Source organism: Peribacillus simplex (genome assembly GCF_030123325.1).
In the GTDB taxonomy this organism is placed as follows: Bacteria; Bacillota; Bacilli; order Bacillales; family DSM-1321; genus Peribacillus; species Peribacillus simplex_D.
This window is the reverse complement of record NZ_CP126106.1, coordinates 3,393,191-3,410,906: the sequence shown is the minus strand read 5'-3', so window position 1 is coordinate 3,410,906 and position 17,716 is coordinate 3,393,191. Positions and strand designations below refer to the sequence as shown.

Annotated in this window: 20 protein-coding genes and 1 pseudogene; 13 read left to right on the top strand and 8 right to left on the bottom strand. The window is 40.1% G+C overall.

Translation table 11 applies throughout. The annotated features are described in order from the left end of the window. Positions 1–803: 803 nt before the first annotated feature. Complete coding sequence (locus QNH43_RS16025; protein ID WP_283914898.1) at positions 804–1,730, top strand: CobW family GTP-binding protein; 927 nt, start codon at positions 804–806, stop codon at positions 1,728–1,730. A gap of 66 nt (positions 1,731–1,796) precedes the next feature. Continuing rightward, a pseudogene (locus tag QNH43_RS27825) lies at positions 1,797–1,942 on the top strand (DUF2188 domain-containing protein); the annotation flags it as partial. A gap of 57 nt (positions 1,943–1,999) precedes the next feature. Here the strand turns inward: QNH43_RS27825 and QNH43_RS16020 are convergent. Continuing rightward, positions 2,000–2,242: a DNA alkylation repair protein gene (locus tag QNH43_RS16020; protein ID WP_076366082.1), complete on the bottom strand. Its 243-nt coding sequence runs from the start codon at positions 2,240–2,242 to the stop codon at positions 2,000–2,002. 109 nt (positions 2,243–2,351) lie between these two features. Between QNH43_RS16020 and QNH43_RS16015 the strand changes: the two genes are divergently transcribed. The 6 genes from QNH43_RS16015 to QNH43_RS15990 all read left to right on the top strand — a co-directional run bounded on the left by QNH43_RS16015 (position 2,352) and on the right by QNH43_RS15990 (position 7,468). Beyond that, positions 2,352–2,618 carry a hypothetical protein gene (locus QNH43_RS16015; protein ID WP_283914897.1) on the top strand — a complete coding sequence of 89 codons (267 nt, stop codon included), beginning with the start codon at positions 2,352–2,354 and terminating at the stop codon, positions 2,616–2,618. A 118-nt stretch (positions 2,619–2,736) separates the two neighbouring features. Then, on the top strand, positions 2,737–3,699 hold the full coding sequence (locus QNH43_RS16010) for a YncE family protein (RefSeq protein ID WP_283914896.1): 963 nt from the start codon (positions 2,737–2,739) through the stop codon (positions 3,697–3,699). Between the two features lie 5 nt (positions 3,700–3,704). Then, positions 3,705–4,391: a response regulator transcription factor gene (locus QNH43_RS16005; protein WP_283914895.1), complete on the top strand. Its 687-nt coding sequence runs from the start codon at positions 3,705–3,707 to the stop codon at positions 4,389–4,391. Continuing rightward, positions 4,388–5,803 (top strand): sensor histidine kinase, encoded by a 1,416-nt coding sequence (locus QNH43_RS16000; protein WP_283914894.1) that lies wholly within the window; start codon positions 4,388–4,390, stop codon positions 5,801–5,803. The genes QNH43_RS16005 and QNH43_RS16000 overlap by 4 nt, the downstream gene beginning before the upstream one ends. Before the next feature lie 19 nt (positions 5,804–5,822). After that, positions 5,823–6,260: a FixH family protein gene (locus QNH43_RS15995; RefSeq protein WP_283914893.1), complete on the top strand. Its 438-nt coding sequence runs from the start codon at positions 5,823–5,825 to the stop codon at positions 6,258–6,260. 449 nt (positions 6,261–6,709) lie between these two features. Beyond that, a complete protein-coding gene (locus QNH43_RS15990) occupies positions 6,710–7,468 on the top strand; it encodes a CAP domain-containing protein (protein WP_283914892.1) in 759 nt (252 codons plus the stop codon). Positions 7,469–7,627: 159 nt separating this feature from the next. On the opposite strand, the gene QNH43_RS15985 is transcribed toward QNH43_RS15990, so the two are convergent. Next, entirely contained in the window at positions 7,628–8,095 is a 468-nt protein-coding gene (locus QNH43_RS15985) for a hypothetical protein (RefSeq protein ID WP_076366097.1), read from the bottom strand. 159 nt (positions 8,096–8,254) lie between these two features. Between QNH43_RS15985 and QNH43_RS15980 the strand changes: the two genes are divergently transcribed. Beyond that, on the top strand, positions 8,255–9,028 hold the full coding sequence (locus QNH43_RS15980) for an SDR family oxidoreductase (RefSeq protein ID WP_283914891.1): 774 nt from the start codon (positions 8,255–8,257) through the stop codon (positions 9,026–9,028). A gap of 62 nt (positions 9,029–9,090) precedes the next feature. Here QNH43_RS15980 and QNH43_RS15975 read toward each other — a convergent pair whose 3' ends face one another. Beyond that, the gene (locus tag QNH43_RS15975; protein WP_283914890.1) at positions 9,091–10,446 is read right to left on the bottom strand and encodes an MATE family efflux transporter; all 1,356 of its coding nucleotides are present in this window, start codon (positions 10,444–10,446) and stop codon (positions 9,091–9,093) included. A gap of 129 nt (positions 10,447–10,575) precedes the next feature. Beyond that, on the bottom strand, positions 10,576–11,688 hold the full coding sequence (locus tag QNH43_RS15970; protein WP_076366102.1) for a mechanosensitive ion channel family protein: 1,113 nt from the start codon (positions 11,686–11,688) through the stop codon (positions 10,576–10,578). Between the two features lie 193 nt (positions 11,689–11,881). Between QNH43_RS15970 and QNH43_RS15965 the strand changes: the two genes are divergently transcribed. Both QNH43_RS15965 and QNH43_RS15960 read left to right on the top strand, forming a co-directional pair. Further along, entirely contained in the window at positions 11,882–12,970 is a 1,089-nt protein-coding gene (locus tag QNH43_RS15965) for an undecaprenyldiphospho-muramoylpentapeptide beta-N-acetylglucosaminyltransferase (protein WP_349654773.1), read from the top strand. Positions 12,971–13,022: 52 nt separating this feature from the next. Continuing rightward, entirely contained in the window at positions 13,023–13,172 is a 150-nt protein-coding gene (locus QNH43_RS15960; RefSeq protein ID WP_283914889.1) for a YflJ family protein, read from the top strand. 35 nt (positions 13,173–13,207) lie between these two features. Here QNH43_RS15960 and QNH43_RS15955 read toward each other — a convergent pair whose 3' ends face one another. The 4 genes from QNH43_RS15955 to QNH43_RS15940 form a co-directional block, all read right to left on the bottom strand. Then, positions 13,208–13,891 carry an LrgB family protein gene (locus QNH43_RS15955; protein WP_283914888.1) on the bottom strand — a complete coding sequence of 228 codons (684 nt, stop codon included), beginning with the start codon at positions 13,889–13,891 and terminating at the stop codon, positions 13,208–13,210. Further along, a complete protein-coding gene (locus QNH43_RS15950) occupies positions 13,866–14,258 on the bottom strand; it encodes a CidA/LrgA family protein (RefSeq protein WP_283896699.1) in 393 nt (130 codons plus the stop codon). The genes QNH43_RS15955 and QNH43_RS15950 overlap by 26 nt, the downstream gene beginning before the upstream one ends. A gap of 205 nt (positions 14,259–14,463) precedes the next feature. Continuing rightward, positions 14,464–15,018 carry a GNAT family N-acetyltransferase gene (locus QNH43_RS15945; RefSeq protein WP_034307447.1) on the bottom strand — a complete coding sequence of 185 codons (555 nt, stop codon included), beginning with the start codon at positions 15,016–15,018 and terminating at the stop codon, positions 14,464–14,466. A 332-nt stretch (positions 15,019–15,350) separates the two neighbouring features. Then, positions 15,351–16,130 (bottom strand): undecaprenyl-diphosphate phosphatase, encoded by a 780-nt coding sequence (locus QNH43_RS15940; protein WP_283918380.1) that lies wholly within the window; start codon positions 16,128–16,130, stop codon positions 15,351–15,353. Positions 16,131–16,356: 226 nt separating this feature from the next. Between QNH43_RS15940 and QNH43_RS15935 the strand changes: the two genes are divergently transcribed. Continuing rightward, a complete protein-coding gene (locus tag QNH43_RS15935) occupies positions 16,357–16,677 on the top strand; it encodes a DUF4870 domain-containing protein (RefSeq protein WP_076366112.1) in 321 nt (106 codons plus the stop codon). Between the two features lie 229 nt (positions 16,678–16,906). After that, positions 16,907–17,701, top strand: coding sequence for a hypothetical protein (locus QNH43_RS15930; protein ID WP_283914887.1), 795 nt, complete (start codon positions 16,907–16,909; stop codon positions 17,699–17,701). Positions 17,702–17,716: the final 15 nt, after the last annotated feature.

Below are 17,716 nucleotides of genomic sequence, written 5' to 3'. Positions count from 1 at the left end.
ACTGCAGGCAAACTTAGTTTTCATAGAGTTTGCCTACAGTCTGTAACCACGAAGATGGACTCCGTGATTTCAGTTTGGCAACAAAATGGTGTTCGGAGTCCGAATAGTGAGATGAAGGTCAAAAAATCTCGCGAACGGTCGAATATAGTACTCCGGTCTTAATAGTTTTATACTCTAATCCTTATTGGATTGAAGAAATTTGCGACACTCCTGTCGAATAACTGGCTAGCCGGGACCCCACAGGAGCTTAAGTCGAGGAGGCGTGTCAGACAGTCGGCGGAAAGGGAGCGGATTTCTGAAATCGACTGGACTTTTTAAATAAAAAACTGCAGGCAAACTTAGTTTTCATAGAGTTTGCCTACAGTCTGTAACCACGAAGATGGACTCGGTGATTTCAGTTTGCAACAAAATGGTGTTCGGAGTCCGAATAGTGAGATGAAGGTCAAAAAATCTTGCGAACGGTCGAATATAGTACTCCGGTCTTAATAGTTTTATACTCTAATCCTTTTTGGATTGAAGAAATTTGCGACACTCCTGCCGAATAACTGGCTAGCCGAGACCCCACAGACGCTTGCGTCGAGGAGGCTCGGCAGACAGTCGGCGGAAAGGGAGCGGATTTCTGAAATCGACTGAACTTTTTAAATAAAAAACTGCAGTCGAACTTGCTTCTCTTCGAATTTGTCTATGTCTGAAACCAGCTTACGGGCTGGTTTTTTTATGTCGATCCGGCAAGTGCTTTAGTAAGATAAGTATGATAAAATTTAACGGAATCGAATTTAACCGGATCATAGGAGCAGATAAGAATGAAAACAACCGAAGTGTACATATTGGGCGGCTTTCTCGGCAGCGGGAAAACGACGCTTCTTCGAAATATATTAAAACAGGAAAGTGAAGCGGGTAGAAAAGTGGCCGTGCTTCTAAATGAGCTTGGCAGTGTATCGATTGACAGCGGACTCATTGGAGATGAAGTGCCTCTTAAGGAGTTGTTTGACGGGTGCATTTGCTGCACAATTCAAGATAAACTGGAGGTTCAGCTTCATGAATTGCTAACGGAAAATGAACTGGATGCGGTTTATATCGAAACGACGGGTGCAGCTCATCCAGTTGAAGTATTGGATGGCATCATGTCGCCGATTTTCGCCAAAAGGCTGGAGTATAAAGGGATTATCACGGTCGTCGATTTATTAAGGTGGCGCAATAGGGAGGAACTGTCTCCGCAGCTTCGACAGTTGCTTGCCGAGCAAATCCATCATGCCGATTTCATATTATTGAATAAAGCGGATTTAGTAAGTGAGATGGTGGCCGCACAGCTGATATATACGATACAGGCGCTGAATCCGGATGCTGTATGTTTATTGACGGAGTATGCAGCCGTATCCTTGACATCATTGCAGCAGATGCAAAGAAAACGGCATAATGGACATCAAAAGCTTGATGTACATGACCATTTGCATTTAACTGCAGTCGTTCATACATTTGAAGGTGCCGTGGCACAAACCGACTTTGAAGAATGGCTTAGGGGTCTTCCGGAAACGGTCTATCGGATGAAAGGATACATTTCCTTTACACATTCACAATACCCTCATTTATTCCAATACTCATACGGTATGCCGATGTATATGAATGAAATGATGAAGATGCCATTGAATATCGTCATGATCGGGGAAAAGTTGGATAAGGAAATGTTGATCGGTCAGTTAAAAGCTTTGGAATTGAAAGCTGCCCGATAAAAGTTTACCGCCCCTTAAAGAAGGGAAACATAAAAAGGAGACTTTCTTATCAAGGAGGCAGTATTAGTGCCATGGAATAAGAATGATTACCCTAATTCAATGAAGAATCTAGATAAAGATGTAAGGGAAAGGCTATAGAAATCGCCAATGCATTATTGGATGAAGGATATGAGGATGGTAAAGCCATTCCAATCGCCATAGACCGGGCTAAGATGTCAGTAGGAAAAGATTGAAAAAATGGTCAGACCCATTTAGGGGTCTGACCATTTTTATTGTTGCATTCCAAAGGCGGCAAATGTCTTTTCGTCTTCTATTAATCCGCATGCGGCACATTGAACCCGAACTTCAGGACCATTATAGGCTAGATGGAATGGCTGAAGGGAATCGTTCGAATATTGTTCAATAATCTCACCTGACTGCGGATCCTTTTTAATGGGGGTCGCTACTTGCTGAATGAGATTGAAGCGAGATTTATTTGTCCGGCAATTCGGACAGCGGTATACTTGAGACATTGTACTCACTCCTTTTTTGAATTTTAAAAAGCGTGATCGTATTATTAAGATAGTCTTTACAAACTTGAACATTAATATGTATAAATTAGTAATGGATGGAAGGGATAATATGAAAGAAAATGTCAGGCAAGAAGAATTACTGGTTGCTTATTTAAGCATATGGAACAATCGTAAGGTGACCGATGGAGGTGGAAGGGAAGTGTTGTCGGAACTCATCCGCCGTGAGCTTTTGGATGAAAATGCACATCCCCGTGCCCGAAAACCAGTATTGGAGAAATTTTACCTCTGTATTAAACGCGTGATGGAATCTTCGCTTTCGGAAGAAATGAAAAATGCGATCGTCATGGCCTATATCACTGAATTGGAAGGATTATGATTTCCGAGTGTGTTACGGATGCTTGTTAGCAAATATTCTTTTCAGCTTCATACTTTTTTCACAAATCATTGTTAAAATCTTTAAAAAATAGATATTTAATGAATAAGGAGCTTAGAATATGAAGTGGGGCATTGGGCTTTTTCTTGCCATCGTACTGCTTACTGGGTGTAATAGCGGTAATGAATTTACAAAAATCAATAAAAGTGAATCTTTCCTGGCGACGGTCAATATCAAGGATACCTCACTGACTTTCATAGATGAAAACTATCATCCATTTGCAAAATGGGATATTTCAGAACCGTTTACCGGAGCCTTGCTCCTGGCAGACAAAGATACTATCCTGCTTTATGGAAAAGAGATGGAGAAAGTCCAGGTGTACTCTTTATCAGCAGGAAAATTGATAAACAGTTGGGAAATTGGCAAAGGGATCGTTAATATGAAGCTGTTACGTGATGGAAAGAGCATCGTGGCGGTCAACCAATCGAATCACTCCATTTATTTTTTAAATAAAGATGGGGAGAAACAGGATATTGTCAAGGTTGGTAAAAGCCCCCTGACCGTTCTTCAAGGAAAGCAAGCGAATCGCTTATATGTTATTAATTTTGGTGATACCAAATGTTCGGTGATAAATCTTGAAACGAAAAAGGTCGATTTTGAATTTCCCGTACATAGTTCCAGCACAGGCACATTATTAAGGGAAGAAAAGGATGAAATATGGATTGGAGGACACGGTGATGGGGACAAAGTGGAAGAAGATCTATATATTTATTCGGCAAAAACGGGAGAGTTGAAGAATAAGCTGAATGCACCAACCATGCCGATAAAGTTCCTTGAGAATGCGGAAGGCATATTTGTCCTTAGTCATGGTACAAGCTCTTTATATAAATTGAATGATCAATATGAAGTAGTGAAAAGCAAAGTGGTCGGCGTTAACCCCTTTGAGATGGCGAACTTCAACGAAGATGTGATCGTGGCGGGTTATGATAGTGATGAAGTGTATGTAATGGATGCTGAAACAGTCGATGTTAAAAAAACGATCAAAGTCGGCGAAGGTCCGTTCCAATTGATGTTGAGGGAGTAGATGACATGCATGTTTACACCATTTTAGTCGTGGATGATGAGGAGGATATGCGAAATCTAGTTGAAATGTATTTGCTGAACTCAGGTTATCGATGCCTTCAAGCTGCGAATGGAAAAGAAGCTATTAGTATGGTTGAAAAAGAGGAAGTGGATTTAATCCTTTTGGATATCATGATGCCAGGTATGGATGGTTTCTCCGTTTGTGAAGAAATTCGAGAAAATTGGGACATCCCTGTGATATTTGTCAGTGCGAAAGGTGAAGAATGGGATAAGGTGAAAGGACTGAAGCTTGGCGGCGACGATTATATCGTCAAACCGTTCAATCCAGGAGAATTGGTCGCAAGGGTCGAAGCGGTGTTGCGGAGGACAGGGAAATTATCATTGAATGAAGAGGGTCAAAACCATGTCCGGTTCGGTAAAATTAGCTTGAACTTACAATCCAGAACGGTTTTGGTCGAAGGGAAGCCAATCAATTTAACGTTGAAGGAATTCGAATTGCTGTTATTCCTCATGCGTCATAAAAGCCAGGCACTCAGCCGTGAACAACTGCTTGAAAATGTATGGAGCGGGGAGTATGGAGGATCTTTACGTACAGTGGATACCCATATCAAAACGTTACGAATGAAATTACGAGCGGCCGATTACATTCAAACCGTCTGGGGAATCGGTTATAAGATAGAGGAAAAGAAATGATCAATAAATGGCGGACCCTCTCTTTTAAATTATGGCTCACCATCATCATCGCCATCATCCTATCCGTGCTTTTCGCTTATTCACTTTCTCAATATTATTATAAAAATCTATATGTGGAGAAGCTTAAAACAGATTTAGTCAATGAAGCGTCATTGCTAGGGGCGGATTACTCCGGCGGTGAAATCAGCGAAGATTTCAAGGAAAAAGTTGAATGGTTTAACAGTAAGAATGACAGCGAGATCTTTGTCGTCAACAATCCCAGGGAATTGAGTGCCTGTCTGCCTTTTGAAATCAATTATGACACCCTTATTTCTGAAGAAGAACGGCAAATGCTTTTAGATGGGAGAGCCGTTGAAAAAGAGGGATATGAGAAAAGGTTTGAAAAGAACATCGTAGCGGCGATCATACCCCTGATTGACGAAAATCGGCTCGAGGGTATCATCTATACATATATTCCTGTAGATTCCATTACGGTCTTACTTAAGGAATTTGCCGCAAAATGGTTGGCGGCAGTTCTATTATTTTTGATTGTCGCGATTTTGTTTACTACGAAATGGTTGAAAAAGCTAGTCAGTCCGATTAAGGAAATCGAGACTGCAGCCCATCTTGTCTCAGAGGGGAATTATGACATACAGGTCGAGGTAAGGAGTCATGATGAAATAGGGAAACTGGCAATGGCTTTTAATGATATGGCCAATTCCATCCAAATGGAAGAAGAAAGAAAAAAGGAATTTCTTGAAAATGTTGCACATGAACTCAGAACCCCGCTTAGTTACGTAAAGGGCTACACGCAGGCCATATTGGATGGTGTAGTGAAAAATGATGAAGAGCAACGGAAATACCTTCAACTCATTTCAAGGGAGGCTCTTAGGCTGCAGCGGCTTGTCGGAGATCTGATGGACTTAACAAAAATGGATAGTGATCCATTCTTGTTAAATAAAACCCCGATTGCCTATGCGCAATTCATTGAAGACGTACTAGTGAAATATGAACCGATAATAAAAGAAAAGCATTTAGGCATGCAGCTAGATCTGGATCCAGATCCGATTATTTTGGGGGATGAAGGAAGGATGGAACAGATCCTGCATAACATTATTGATAACGCCATTCAATACACGGATTCCGGAGGGGCGATCCATATTGCCCTAATTCAGCATAAAGACAATTGCGAACTGCTGGTTACTGATACGGGTAACGGGATTCCGGAAGCGGATCTGCCATATATCATGAATCGTTTTTACCGAGTGAACAAAGCACGCAGCCGTTTTGATGGCGGGTCAGGGCTTGGACTATCCATTGTCAAAAAATTGGTGGAATTACAAAATGGTAAAATCGAAATAGAAAGCAAGGAAAAAAGGGGAACAAAAGTCAGGGTCATCCTACCGATTATAAAAGAAGAATGGAATTCATAAAAAGGGGATACGTTCAAAAATGAAAAAAATCATGTTATTTTGCATGGCGTTAATTTTTTTGACTGGATGCGGTAAGGAAGAGGAAATTCCGAAAATGTTAAATGTCGATTTAGCTGTCGATCCAATTCAGGGGAAAGTGAATGAGCCTGTGAAATTTCAGGCAAAAGTAACATATGGGGACGAAGCCGTGACGGATGCTGATGATGTCAGTTTTGAAATTTGGCTTGCGAATAGCGATGATCATGACAAGATCGCAGTGAAACATAAAGGGAACGGCATATATGAATTGGAAAAGAAATTTGATGAAGAAGGAACCTACTATGTTTATGCCCATGTAACGGCAAGGGATATGCACAACATGCCAAAGAAGGAATTCGTAATAGGCAAACCAAGCACACCTGAACAAAATGGCGAAAAAAAGGAAATGGACGAGATGAATGATGAAGAAATGAAATGATGAATGTACCATCGAAATCAAAACAATTCGGGTTTTTAAAACCGGATTGTTTTTTATTTGGGAAAATGTTCAAGACGATAGGGAATAAATGACGAAATGTCGAAGTTAAACCGAAAAATTTGTAACATAAAAGTAAAGAAAGTCATAAAAATCAGGTTGGAATTGATATGTCAATTAAAATTTATTAGTATTCAATGGAAATGGTTCTATGTAACTACCATTGACAAGAAATTACTGGGATTAATATGAGTATTTATACTACTGGCAGAAACATAGATAGTTAAAGCATTTTTGCAAGTTTTCTCTGAAACTTGGATCATAAATATATTTTCATTCGCATCCTGTTAATTTGGTGGAAATTGTTGGAGCCTTTGTTACAAAAAATGCATGTTATGATAATTCCAGAAGCAAAGCACAACAAAAAATGAACATCACAGGAGGAAATACGAATGAAAAAGAAAATGTTTATGTCAGCAGCAGCGGCTGCAGCTATTATATTCACAGGAGTAGGAGCTAACCAAGCTGAAGCAGCCAACTGTGATACTGTGAAACAAGTAACTTTTCAATCTACTAATAAAGAGGACATGCAAAAAGTCCTTAACCAATACCTAGCTAAATACAATATCACTTTACCGGCAGCGCAGGCACAACAAGCGCCAGTTCAAGAACCAGTTCAAAAACCAGTTCAAAAACCAGTTCAAAAACCAGTTCAAAAACCAGTTCAAAAACCAGTTCAGCAAGAAGCTGGAACAACGAATCAAGCAAAACCTGAAGCAAAACCAGTAACACCTAATAAAACAACTGAAGAAAAACAAGAAACAAGCTCTCAATTAAGTGCTTTTGAACAACAAGTTGTTAAATTAACTAATGCAGAACGTGAAAAACAAGGTTTGGCAGCTCTTAAAATCGACACTGAGTTGAGCAAAGTTGCACGTATCAAGTCTCAAGACATGAAAGATAAAAACTACTTTGATCACAATAGCCCAACTTACGGCTCACCATTCGATATGATGAAACAATTCGGAATCAGCTATAAAACAGCTGGCGAAAACATCGCACAAGGTCAACAAACACCTGAAGAAGTGGTACAAGCTTGGATGAATAGCCAAGGACACCGTGAAAACATCATGAACCCTAGCTTTACTCATATCGGAGTAGGTTACGTAGAATCTGGTAACTACTGGACTCAACAATTCATCGGAAAATAATAGATTAATAGAAAAGTGCATCCCATTAATATGGGATGCGCTTTTTTGCTAGTATGGATCATTCCATGAAATAAAATACATCGAAATCTAAAAAAGGGTGTCACCATGAAAATAACAGGACCGCACCTTATTATCAGCGAGGTCCCGGTGTGTAGCAACTTATATTTCGGATACATCGATTTCTGAATACTGGGTATTGAAACTTTTCTGAAGACGTATTTCCAATGTTGATTCTTTATATTGGGCCGATGCCCCTTTTTTCTTAACAAGTGCGGGGAGTGTAATGACATGCCGATCTGACTCTTCAGGAATCCCTTCGATGATGGATTGGTTAGATGTATGGTAAAGTTTCATTTTCTTTAGCCAAGATTCATCTTCTATGGGAATTCTTACAAAGACATATAAATGGGTTTCAAATACTTCGGCATGTAAAGGATGTTCAGATCTGGCATTTACGATTTGTGAGCCACCATCATTTTGGTTCATCATACCTTGCATATTGTCAGGGATGACTTGTGAAAATACTTTTTCGATGAACGATTGTACATCACTTTGCTGCATATTTTTCATGAAGTCCTTTTGGTTCGGGTTATTCTTAAAAGAAAAAAGTGAATTCCAGGGAAACATATTGAATTCCTCTCTCCTGCTTTTGGTCTGACAGGTTTATTTGTTATATTTTATGCAGCTAAAGCCCATAGGTTCTTTTTTATAATTACTAAATTATAGAAAATGGAATAAACTTATGTATAATTAAGTAAAATCCATTAGATAAAGAGGGTTAAGCCTGTGGATGAAAAAGTAGCTTTTATTACTGGTGGAGCAACGGGAATCGGCAAAAGGATGGCATTTTCACTCGCGGATAATGGAATGTCCATTATCATTACTTATCGAAAAAGTAAAAAGGCAGCTTTAGCATTAGTGGATGAATTACAGGATAAGTACCATGTTAAGGCTATTGCGATTCAAGGTGACTCGTCCAGTGAGGAGGATTGCCTGGATATCTTGCAAAAGATTTCGGAGTCATTTGGCCATGTTGATATTTTCATTCACAACGCAGGGCCATATATTCATGATCGTAAGCACATGACTGAATATGGCAGTGATGAATGGAAGTACATCATGGATGGAAATTTAAATGGTTTTTTCTATTTTGCGAAAGAGCTTATTCCAAATATGCGCAGTAGAAACTGGGGTAGAGTCATTACATTAGGGTTTGAACGGTGTGAAACTGCACCAGGTTGGATATATCGTTCTGTTTTTGCTGCTGCAAAGAGCGGCTTGACCTCCTTGACAAGAACTTTAGCTGCCGAAGAAGCTGCGCATGGCATCACCGTGAATATGGTCTGTCCCGGTGATATCGTAGGTGACTGGAAAGAGGAGGAAATTAGGGTTGCGAGAGCAGAAAAGGATGATACGGTTCCAGTCGGCAGACCGGGCACAGGGGAAGATATAGCGAGGGTCATCACGTTCCTTTGTGATGAAAAATCAGATTTCATTACCGGCAGCATCATACCGGTAACAGGCGGTAAGGATGTTCTTGGGAAAATATATAAAGCCTAGTGGTTGGGTTTGAATCCAGAATGAAAAAGAGTGGGGCCGGTATAATCCAGCCCCACTCTTTTTTACGCCATTTTTTTATATTTCACTTGCTGTATGAACCGTAAGCGAGCCGCCAAGCCTATAGCTCCGAGAGCCAAGCCGGAAATTAAGCCGATCCAATAACCAAAGGCTCCCATATCCGTATACTTTGCAAAGAAATAGCCAATGGGAAGCCCGAGAATCCAGTAGGAGACAAGTGACATCGCAAATGTGACATTTACATCTTTATATCCACGCAAAATACCCTGAATAGGTGCCTGCAGGGCATCCGATATCTGAAAGAAGATGGCATATATCAAGAAATGTGATGTCAGCATCATTACCTCATGGTCTTTTGTGTATAAAGAGGCCACAGGTTCGCGGAAGAGGAATAGGATGGTCGACAAAACGAGCGACATCGTCAATGCCATCGAAATGCCAATCCAGCTATACTCTTTGGCATCTTTATAACGGGCTGCCCCAATTTCAAATCCAATGACGATCGTCAATGCCATGGATATACTTAGCGGAATCATATAAAGCAGTGACGCAAAATTCATGGCAATTTGATGCGATGCAATTGTCACGGTATCATACTTACTCATTAAAAGGGTGACGGCCGAGAAAATGCTTGTTTCAAAAAAGATAGCCAGTCCGATGGGTACCCCAATCAATAATAAGGCCTTCCATTCTTTCCAGGAAACACGGAAAAATTCACTGAAAACCTCATATGTCGAAAATGGGTTGATTTTTATCACAACAAGGATGGCGACAAGGGCAATTAACCAATACGTAATGGCAGTGGCGTAACCGGAACCGACACCGCCAAGTTCAGGGAATCCAAACTTCCCGTATATAAACAGGTAATTAAAAAGGACGTTAATCGGGAGTGCACATAAGGTGATGATCATGGAGATCCTAGTCTGTCCCAGTGCATCGATGAAGGCCCTCAAAGCATTATAAACGAATAAAGGAATGATACCGAGTGAAAGGGCGATCAAATAATCATGAGCCACAATGTGGACACCATCTTCAAGGTCCATGGCATTCAATACGGGGTTCAAAGTAAACGCCCCAATGATTAAAATGATCATGGCTAAAGCGACAGCTAAATAAATGGCCTGCATCACGGAATAGGAAACGGATTTAGACTGCCTGGAACCTACCAACTGTGAAACCACCGGCGTCAAGGCAATCAATATCCCGCTCAGCCCCGTGTACACGGGTGTCCATAGCGAACTGCCGATGGAGACGCCAGCAACGTCCTGTGTGCTGTATTGCCCGGACATCATCACATCAAAAAAAGTCATGGCATACATGCTGATTTGGGTGATCAGGATAGGTATCAATATATAAAATAACAGGCGGATCTTTTGTGATTTAGTATAAGTCTGATTCATCAAAGTACCTCAATATCAATATTTGGAATTTTCAACACAATGAAAGAATTATATCACATAAGAATGTGATGTTTTAAGAGTTTTTATTTGAAGCTAAAAAAGACTTGCCGTATTGGGCAAGTCTTTTTGTCAGTCGCGCATTGATTCAAAATCATTCATGGCTTCCAAACTTGAGTCTTTTTGAAGAATGAATGCCTGTGAAGGAATGGCAATCTGTACATCTTCCTGTTCCAAAATCTCCATTATTTTAAAGTTCACATCTTCTTTGATTGATAAATATCCTCCAAAGTCCGTCGCTTTCGTGAAGAAATAAAGGTAAAGGTTGAAACCGGAATGACTGAATTCATCAAATTTAACCAAAATCGTCTCCGGATGTACTTCAGGATGATCAATGAGCATTTTTTCAATGCCTTTAATGACATTTTCCAATTTTTCTTTTGGTGTCGTGACATTCACGCCCAAATGAAAGGCAATCTGTCTTTTGCCCATCTTGGACCAGTTGATGATCGGTTCATTCGAAAGGGTCGCATTTGGAACTGTAACTAATGCTTGGGCAAAAGTCCGGACTTTGGTGCTTCGGAATGTGATGTCTTCGATGGTTCCCTCCACACTTGGAGTTTTGACCCAATCTCCTATGGTAAAAGGTTTTTCGGTAACGATGACGATACCCCCAAAGAAATTGCTGACGGTATCTTTAGCGGCAAGAGCGAAAGCCAATCCACCCAAACCAAGCCCTGCAACAAATCCATCGACATTAAATCCCCATTCTTCCGCAATGATGGAGGCACCAAAAGCAATGATGATTAATTTTATGATTTTCGTAAAGAACGGCATGACGATTTGATCGACTTCAAGTCCGAATTTACTTACCAATTTCGGAAATAATGTAGTAAAACTCGAACTTATATTAAAAATCGTCCAAAAGAATAAGAAGACAAAAAACGATCTGTATATTTTCGATCTGAATTCAACCGAAGGTGTGTCGATCGGAAAATAGTGCATGGATATAATGACACCAATCAAAACGATTAACCATCTTACAGGCTGTTCTATAGCGAGCATTAAGTTGGCGGCAAATTCCACTTTGCGTTTTTCGGCAATTCGCAGAAAGAACTTGAATATATATGTAGTAAATACTTTCCGAAGCAAAATGAAGATTAGAAAAATGCCAATGGAAATTCCTAATTTGGTCCAGGCTTCGATTCCATCAAATTGATCGAGTGATTCAGAAACTTCTTGCAATGTATTACTCCTCCAATGTATCTTGTAGTATTGTAGAATACTAAGATTATAATATATTCATGCTGAAAAAGGAAAAATTATCGATGATTACATTCATCATTGGGATTTAGCGATTCACTGAATACTTTTTCAAGTTATTAATGGCAAGGATATATGGTAATATGGATGCAAAGTGATTTTTTAAGTTTGGAAGGTGGAAATATTGACTAAGAAAATAGTATTTACCGGAGGCGGTTCTGCCGGTCATGTATCTGTTAATGCGGCAATCATCCCGGAATTTTTAAAGCATGATTGGGATGTTACTTATATTGGATCAAAAAAAGGCATTGAAAAAAATATCATCGAAACGGAATTTCCCGGGGTCCAGTATGAAACGATTTCCGTTGGGAAATTCCGGCGTTATCTATCTGTTGAAAATATGAAAGACCCTTTCCGGGTCATAAAAGGGATTTTTGATGCACGTAAAATATTAAAAAAGACCAAGCCGGATTTCATTTTTTCTAAAGGTGGATTCGTTTCGGTCCCAGTCGTTTTGGCAGGCAGGATGCTGAGAATACCGATCGCGATACATGAATCGGATTATACGCCTGGTCTGGCTAATAAGATTGCCATGCCGCTTGCATCGAAAATCTTCACTACTTTCCAGGAAACGGAAAAAGATCTTCCTAAAGAGAAGGCGATGTATCTTGGCGCCGTATTGCGCGATGGGATTTTTACTGGAAACGCTTCTGCTGGAAAGGCATTTTGTGGATTCACGAATAACAAACCGGTGTTGCTCGTTATGGGCGGAAGCCTTGGGGCCGTTAAAATCAATAATCTAATTACAGATAACCTTGATGCCTTATTAAAGGATTATCAGATTATTCACATTTGCGGGAAGGGAAATGTGAAAACGGAATTGAAACAAAGGGGATATGCTCCTTTTGAATTCGTACATGAAGAATTGTTCGATCTTTTGGCGGCTGCTGATGCCGTTGTGTCAAGGGCAGGTTCAAATTCGATTTTTGAATTCCTTGCTTTGCAAAAGCCGATGTTGCTTATCCCTCTAAGTGCCAAAGCATCCCGTGGAGATCAAATCCTGAATGCGTCAAGCTTTGAAAAACAGGGTTTTTGTAAAGTCATCGAAGAAGAAGAGCTGAATGACCGGATTTTTAATGCTACATTAGCGGATTTAGTGAAACAATCGGATGAATATCAGGAGAAAATGCGTCAAAAACGCCCATTCAAAACGGCAGCTGAAATGTATGAATTACTTCTTAAAGTAATGGGTGCAAAAAAATAAGTATCATTCCCCTCTATGTAGCATATCTTTTTCGAACAGAGGAGGGGGTAGAATGGCGTATGAATATTCCAAAGGATGGTTCATTCAGCAGCTGAAAGCTGCAGGGATTAGCTATCATCCAATTGAGAAAAGAAAGCTGGAGCTGTATAAAACCTATATTCTAAGGCGTTTATACGACGATCTGCAAAAAAATAAATCATAAAAAGAACCGCAACGTCGTTGACGTTGCGGTTCTTTTTATAGGTAATTACTTATAAAAGGAAAGAAACAGGAAATAAGGATACCTGCGATAGCCATTGCCGCACCTGCGACAGCCCCGGTAAACTCACTTTCCTGGGCAGCTTGAGCCGTTCCGAGACCATGAGCGATCGTACCATAAGCGATACCACGTGCGAAGGGCATCGTAATGTTCAGTTTATCCATCATTTTTGGAGCGATCATCGTACCCAGTACACCAGTCAAAATGACGAAGGCTGCTGATATATTGGAATTTCCGCCATAAAGTTCGGTGATTTCAACAGCGATGGGCACTGTAATGGATTTAACCGCCAATCCTTGGAGTATGAATTGCGGAAGTAAAAATGCTTTTGCGATGGCAAAGGCAATGATCAAAGTGACCAGAAGACCAAAAATCATGCCGCTAATTGCCGGCATTGCATATTTAACGATTATTTTCCTGTTTTTATAAAGTGGTACAGCCAAAGCAACGGTAGCTGGTCCCAGGAAATAGGTGATGATGTCTTTTCCTGGTGAATAATCTTCGAAGTCCAAACCGCTGATCAGCAGTACGATGATAATTGTAACCGTACTGAAAAATACGGGCGTCGTAAAAGGTGATGGATGTTTAGCATATATTTTCCTTCCAATGGAATAGGCAAGGATGGTTATCAAGATGCTATAAGTTGTGATGAACGCTGTCATGCTGCTTAACCTCTCCTCTATGGGATAGCTTCTGAACGGTCCAAGCTGAAACGATGAATCCAAATATTAGGCTGACTCCCAATGTAAGTGCAAGTGGCAAACCGAATTCAATGAAAAGCCATCCCATGGTCATTAAACTGATTGAAATGGGAATGAAGAAAAAGGCTAGGTGCTTTACTAAAAAACCGGATGTAAGTTCGATCCACTCGACCTTAATAATCTTCGTCTGTAATAAACTGAATAACAGAATCATGCCGATGACGTTGCCTGGTATGGGTAAATGAAGTAAATTGGCTAAATAATAGCCGAGCTTGCAAATGATGAGCAGAAAGATAAGCTGCACGATAAAAGCAAATGTTTTTTTCATGATTAAGTCCTTTCAATGACACTTTGAATATATTGTTGAATTGGTCAATTGTATTCATTATAAAAAAATATCCCTAAAAAGAATAGGGATTTGCAGCAATCTATCTTCAACATCCTGTGAAAATGGAAAAAAGAGCTTTCCAGGTTTGGAAGCTCCGGCCATTATATGAAAAGATAAACTAAGACATGTTGAAATGTTCTTCGCTCTATGCTTCAAGTAACTGCTGTTCGTCATCATCATGCTGTCTAAGGATATGAAAGGTGTATAAATCTTTAGGGATTTCATACAAATCGTAGATATCTCCTTCATGATTGATCTGATCATAAAGGGATTTTCTTGTTTCGTTGGCATTGACGGCATAGGGAAGCTTTTCTGCGGCTTTTATAGAGCGGATATTTTTTTTGCGAATACGCATGAAGACCGTTTCCAAACCGAGCTCGAAAAAAAGCTCTTTAAAGAAAGCGTCTTTTGCAATGGCATTATACCCTTTTCCATGATAAGGCTTGCCAAGCCATGTGCCTAAGAAACCTGCACCATTTTCAATATCGTATAAAGAAATGCAACCGATGGGATTTTCCCATTCATCCAAGATTGTTCGTGATATGAGTTGCCCAGCATCTTCGGCTTCGATCGTTTGCTTAGTAATGAAAACATATTCTTCATATGAATCTACCTTATGGCGCACGAAAGGGAAGACATCTGGATGCGTCATTTGTTCATAAAGAGAAAAACAATCTGTGAAATCTCTCTTTTTTAACATTTCCGTCCCTCCGTTTGAGGGCAGTTCTTATGCGTAGTCGCTGCCCACCCTCGAAATTTTTTAAGTCGCTCATCAAAAAATTTCGGGGTGGGAATCGAACCCACTAGAACCGGAAACCGGTGGCGCACCATTTGCCTTCCCTATTTTTATTGTCAGAAAATATGCAAATCAAAAGAACCTTACGAAGGTATAATACTAAAAAAAAAACGGTTTGGGAATAGGTTTTTTGCCTTTTTTTTTCGTCAAATTTCAACTTTTTCAACAAGGGTGAATTTGTAAGGCAAACGTATGCATTTTTCCATGAAAAACTGTTTTTTCGCCTGCTTTTTTCTTTAAAATTCACCTGTGAATTGCATGAATAAAATGATTGCTCCGAGGGCCCATACATAAATGGAGAATATTTTCAATGATCGCTTTTTTAAGAAGTCGATCATCCATACGACGGCTATATAACCAAAGATTGCTGCGGCAAGGGTTCCGACGAAAAGCGCAGTGAGTGGCAGCCGTTCAACTTCTCCTGTAAAAATCGGTTTCATCTGAAATACGATGCCCCCGGTAATGGCAGGAATTGATAGCAAAAAGGAGAAATAGGCTGCAGTGGCCCTATCCAGCCTGCAGAATAGGCCGGCGGCTATCGTCAGGCCGGAGCGCGAAAGGGCAGGCATGATGGCAGCAGCTTGGAAGGTACCGATGATCAAGGCATCTTTTATCGAAATTTCATTAAGGGATTTGCCGCCTTTTCTTACTCCGTCCGCTACCCATAAAATAAGCCCGGTCGCTAAAAATTCCCAGCCTATGGTCACGCCTGTTTTTGAAAGGCCATCAAACCAATCTCCCAGTAAAATGCCGGCAATCACTGCAGGGATTGTCCCAGCAATGAGAAGCAGGGTCATTTTGGAGAAAGGTTTCTTCAAAATGGCAATAATGTCATTCTTATAGACGACCAATAACGCCAGCAAGGTTCCGATATGGAGCATGGTATCCAGAAAAATGCCGGCCTCGTCAAGATGGAAAATATGCCGTCCTAAATATAAATGTCCAGTGCTTGAAATAGGTAAAAACTCAGTCAAGCCTTGAATGATCCCAAGGATGAAGGCTTGAAATTCGTTCAGCAAAAAAACATCACTCCATTCTAGAAGGTATGGGACATCCATTAATTAAACTGTATGCACAAGACGGATGAACATATTCGGATTTTTTTGTCATATGTATTGCCAATTGGGTTTTATGAAGAAAAGGCAGTCCAATTTTACCTTTTTCGAATATAATGAGAGGAAAAATGAAACTATTTTGCATTTGATTCGTAATTATTCATATGAGAAAGGAGGAGAAGACACTATGCCTACTAAAGATGAAAGAGTGTTTGCTGCCCTTATTTATGTGATCAGCTTTTTTACAGCATTTATCGGTCCTTTGGTGATTTGGTTATTGAAGAAGGACTCGTCACAATTTGTGGATTATCACGGAAGGGAATACCTGAATTTTTTCATTTCCTACACCGTATATTCAATAGTTGCAGGGATACTCACTATAGTTTTGGTTGGATTCTTGCTATTGCCGGTTATCGGGATAGCTTTAGTCGTATTCACCATCATTGCTGCCGTTAGGGCTTATGAAGGAACGGATTATAGGTTCCCGTTGGTTTTCAGGATATTATAGTAATGATGTAAAAGGATTCCGTTCAATTCGGAGTCCTTTTTTATATGAACCAAGTTGGGAATTGCCCTACATTAAAAAGGGAATAGATCACATTAAAGCGAATAAAGTATTATGATAACTACTTCAATGCACTTTTAGGAAGTGGATGCCGGGCGGCTTGTGGTACTGCTAATGAATTTTCGTTTAAGGCGGCAATCTTTCTTGTAAGGAGTGAGGAGCAGAGCAGGATATGAATATACGTGAATATTATCAGAAAACGAGCATTTCAAATTTTCATGCATCTTGGATATCACTTCTTTTGGCCATTGCATTTTTTATTTTCCATATTTTCGCAATAATACCGGGCAATATATTATTGATAACGTCTCCTTTTATTTTCTTTAGCATTGCCCAATTTGTCAGTCATCGTATATATGAAAATAGAATGAGGGAATTACCAGATGAACACATCGGGTCCAATGCCGGGTTATTTAAAAATGAACATGTTTTATTGACTTTTATGCCAGCACCGACATTGCGCCTGCTTCTCTTTGCGCCGGATGGGTCTCTAATTGGCGAGGTAAGGGATTCGAATATGAAGTGGTTCATGTGGATGATACCCAATTTCTTGTCAATGCTCCTGGCCAAGCGTTATGAACTGGTGGACCATGAGGGACGCTTGCTGGCTAAGTACCATATCAAAAGGGGACTTTTCAATAAAATGACGATCATGGACGATCAGGGAGGCATTATTGGATCGTATCAAGAAAATCGGTCATTCGTGAAGATTAATGGAATGATTTATAAGGAAGATGGTACGGAATGGATGCCCATTGAAACTCCAGGAAGTGTGAATTCATTCGAGATTGCCACAAAAGAAGGGGAGAAGATCGTTTCATACCAAGAAGGCTGGATGCCTTTGGAGTGGGGGAAACGATTCAAGACAAATACACCCATACTTTCTTTTTCATCAAATGTTGATGATATACCTAAAATCATCGTTTTTGGGTTCTGTGCAGCCACTCTTAATCATCGTTCAAATTGACTAGGGTTACCCTTT

Bases quoted from the DNA above. Each gene is read 5' to 3' on its own strand.
- QNH43_RS15990 (WP_283914892.1), top strand. From the start codon at position 6,710: ATGAAAAAGAAAATGTTTATGTCAGCAGCAGCGGCTGCAGCTATTATA.
- QNH43_RS15955 (WP_283914888.1), bottom strand. From the start codon at position 13,891: ATGACAGCGTTCATCACAACTTATAGCATCTTGATAACCATCCTTGCC.
- QNH43_RS15995 (WP_283914893.1), top strand. From the start codon at position 5,823: ATGAAAAAAATCATGTTATTTTGCATGGCGTTAATTTTTTTGACTGGA.
- QNH43_RS16015 (WP_283914897.1), top strand. From the start codon at position 2,352: ATGAAAGAAAATGTCAGGCAAGAAGAATTACTGGTTGCTTATTTAAGC.
- QNH43_RS15935 (WP_076366112.1), top strand. From the start codon at position 16,357: ATGCCTACTAAAGATGAAAGAGTGTTTGCTGCCCTTATTTATGTGATC.
- QNH43_RS15945 (WP_034307447.1), bottom strand. From the start codon at position 15,018: ATGTTAAAAAAGAGAGATTTCACAGATTGTTTTTCTCTTTATGAACAA.
- QNH43_RS16010 (WP_283914896.1), top strand. From the start codon at position 2,737: ATGAAGTGGGGCATTGGGCTTTTTCTTGCCATCGTACTGCTTACTGGG.
- QNH43_RS16025 (WP_283914898.1), top strand. From the start codon at position 804: ATGAAAACAACCGAAGTGTACATATTGGGCGGCTTTCTCGGCAGCGGG.
- QNH43_RS16005 (WP_283914895.1), top strand. From the start codon at position 3,705: ATGCATGTTTACACCATTTTAGTCGTGGATGATGAGGAGGATATGCGA.
- QNH43_RS15930 (WP_283914887.1), top strand. From the start codon at position 16,907: ATGAATATACGTGAATATTATCAGAAAACGAGCATTTCAAATTTTCAT.
- QNH43_RS15960 (WP_283914889.1), top strand. From the start codon at position 13,023: ATGGCGTATGAATATTCCAAAGGATGGTTCATTCAGCAGCTGAAAGCT.
- QNH43_RS16020 (WP_076366082.1), bottom strand. From the start codon at position 2,242: ATGTCTCAAGTATACCGCTGTCCGAATTGCCGGACAAATAAATCTCGC.
- QNH43_RS15975 (WP_283914890.1), bottom strand. From the start codon at position 10,446: ATGAATCAGACTTATACTAAATCACAAAAGATCCGCCTGTTATTTTAT.
- QNH43_RS15950 (WP_283896699.1), bottom strand. From the start codon at position 14,258: ATGAAAAAAACATTTGCTTTTATCGTGCAGCTTATCTTTCTGCTCATC.
- QNH43_RS15985 (WP_076366097.1), bottom strand. From the start codon at position 8,095: ATGTTTCCCTGGAATTCACTTTTTTCTTTTAAGAATAACCCGAACCAA.
- QNH43_RS16000 (WP_283914894.1), top strand. From the start codon at position 4,388: ATGATCAATAAATGGCGGACCCTCTCTTTTAAATTATGGCTCACCATC.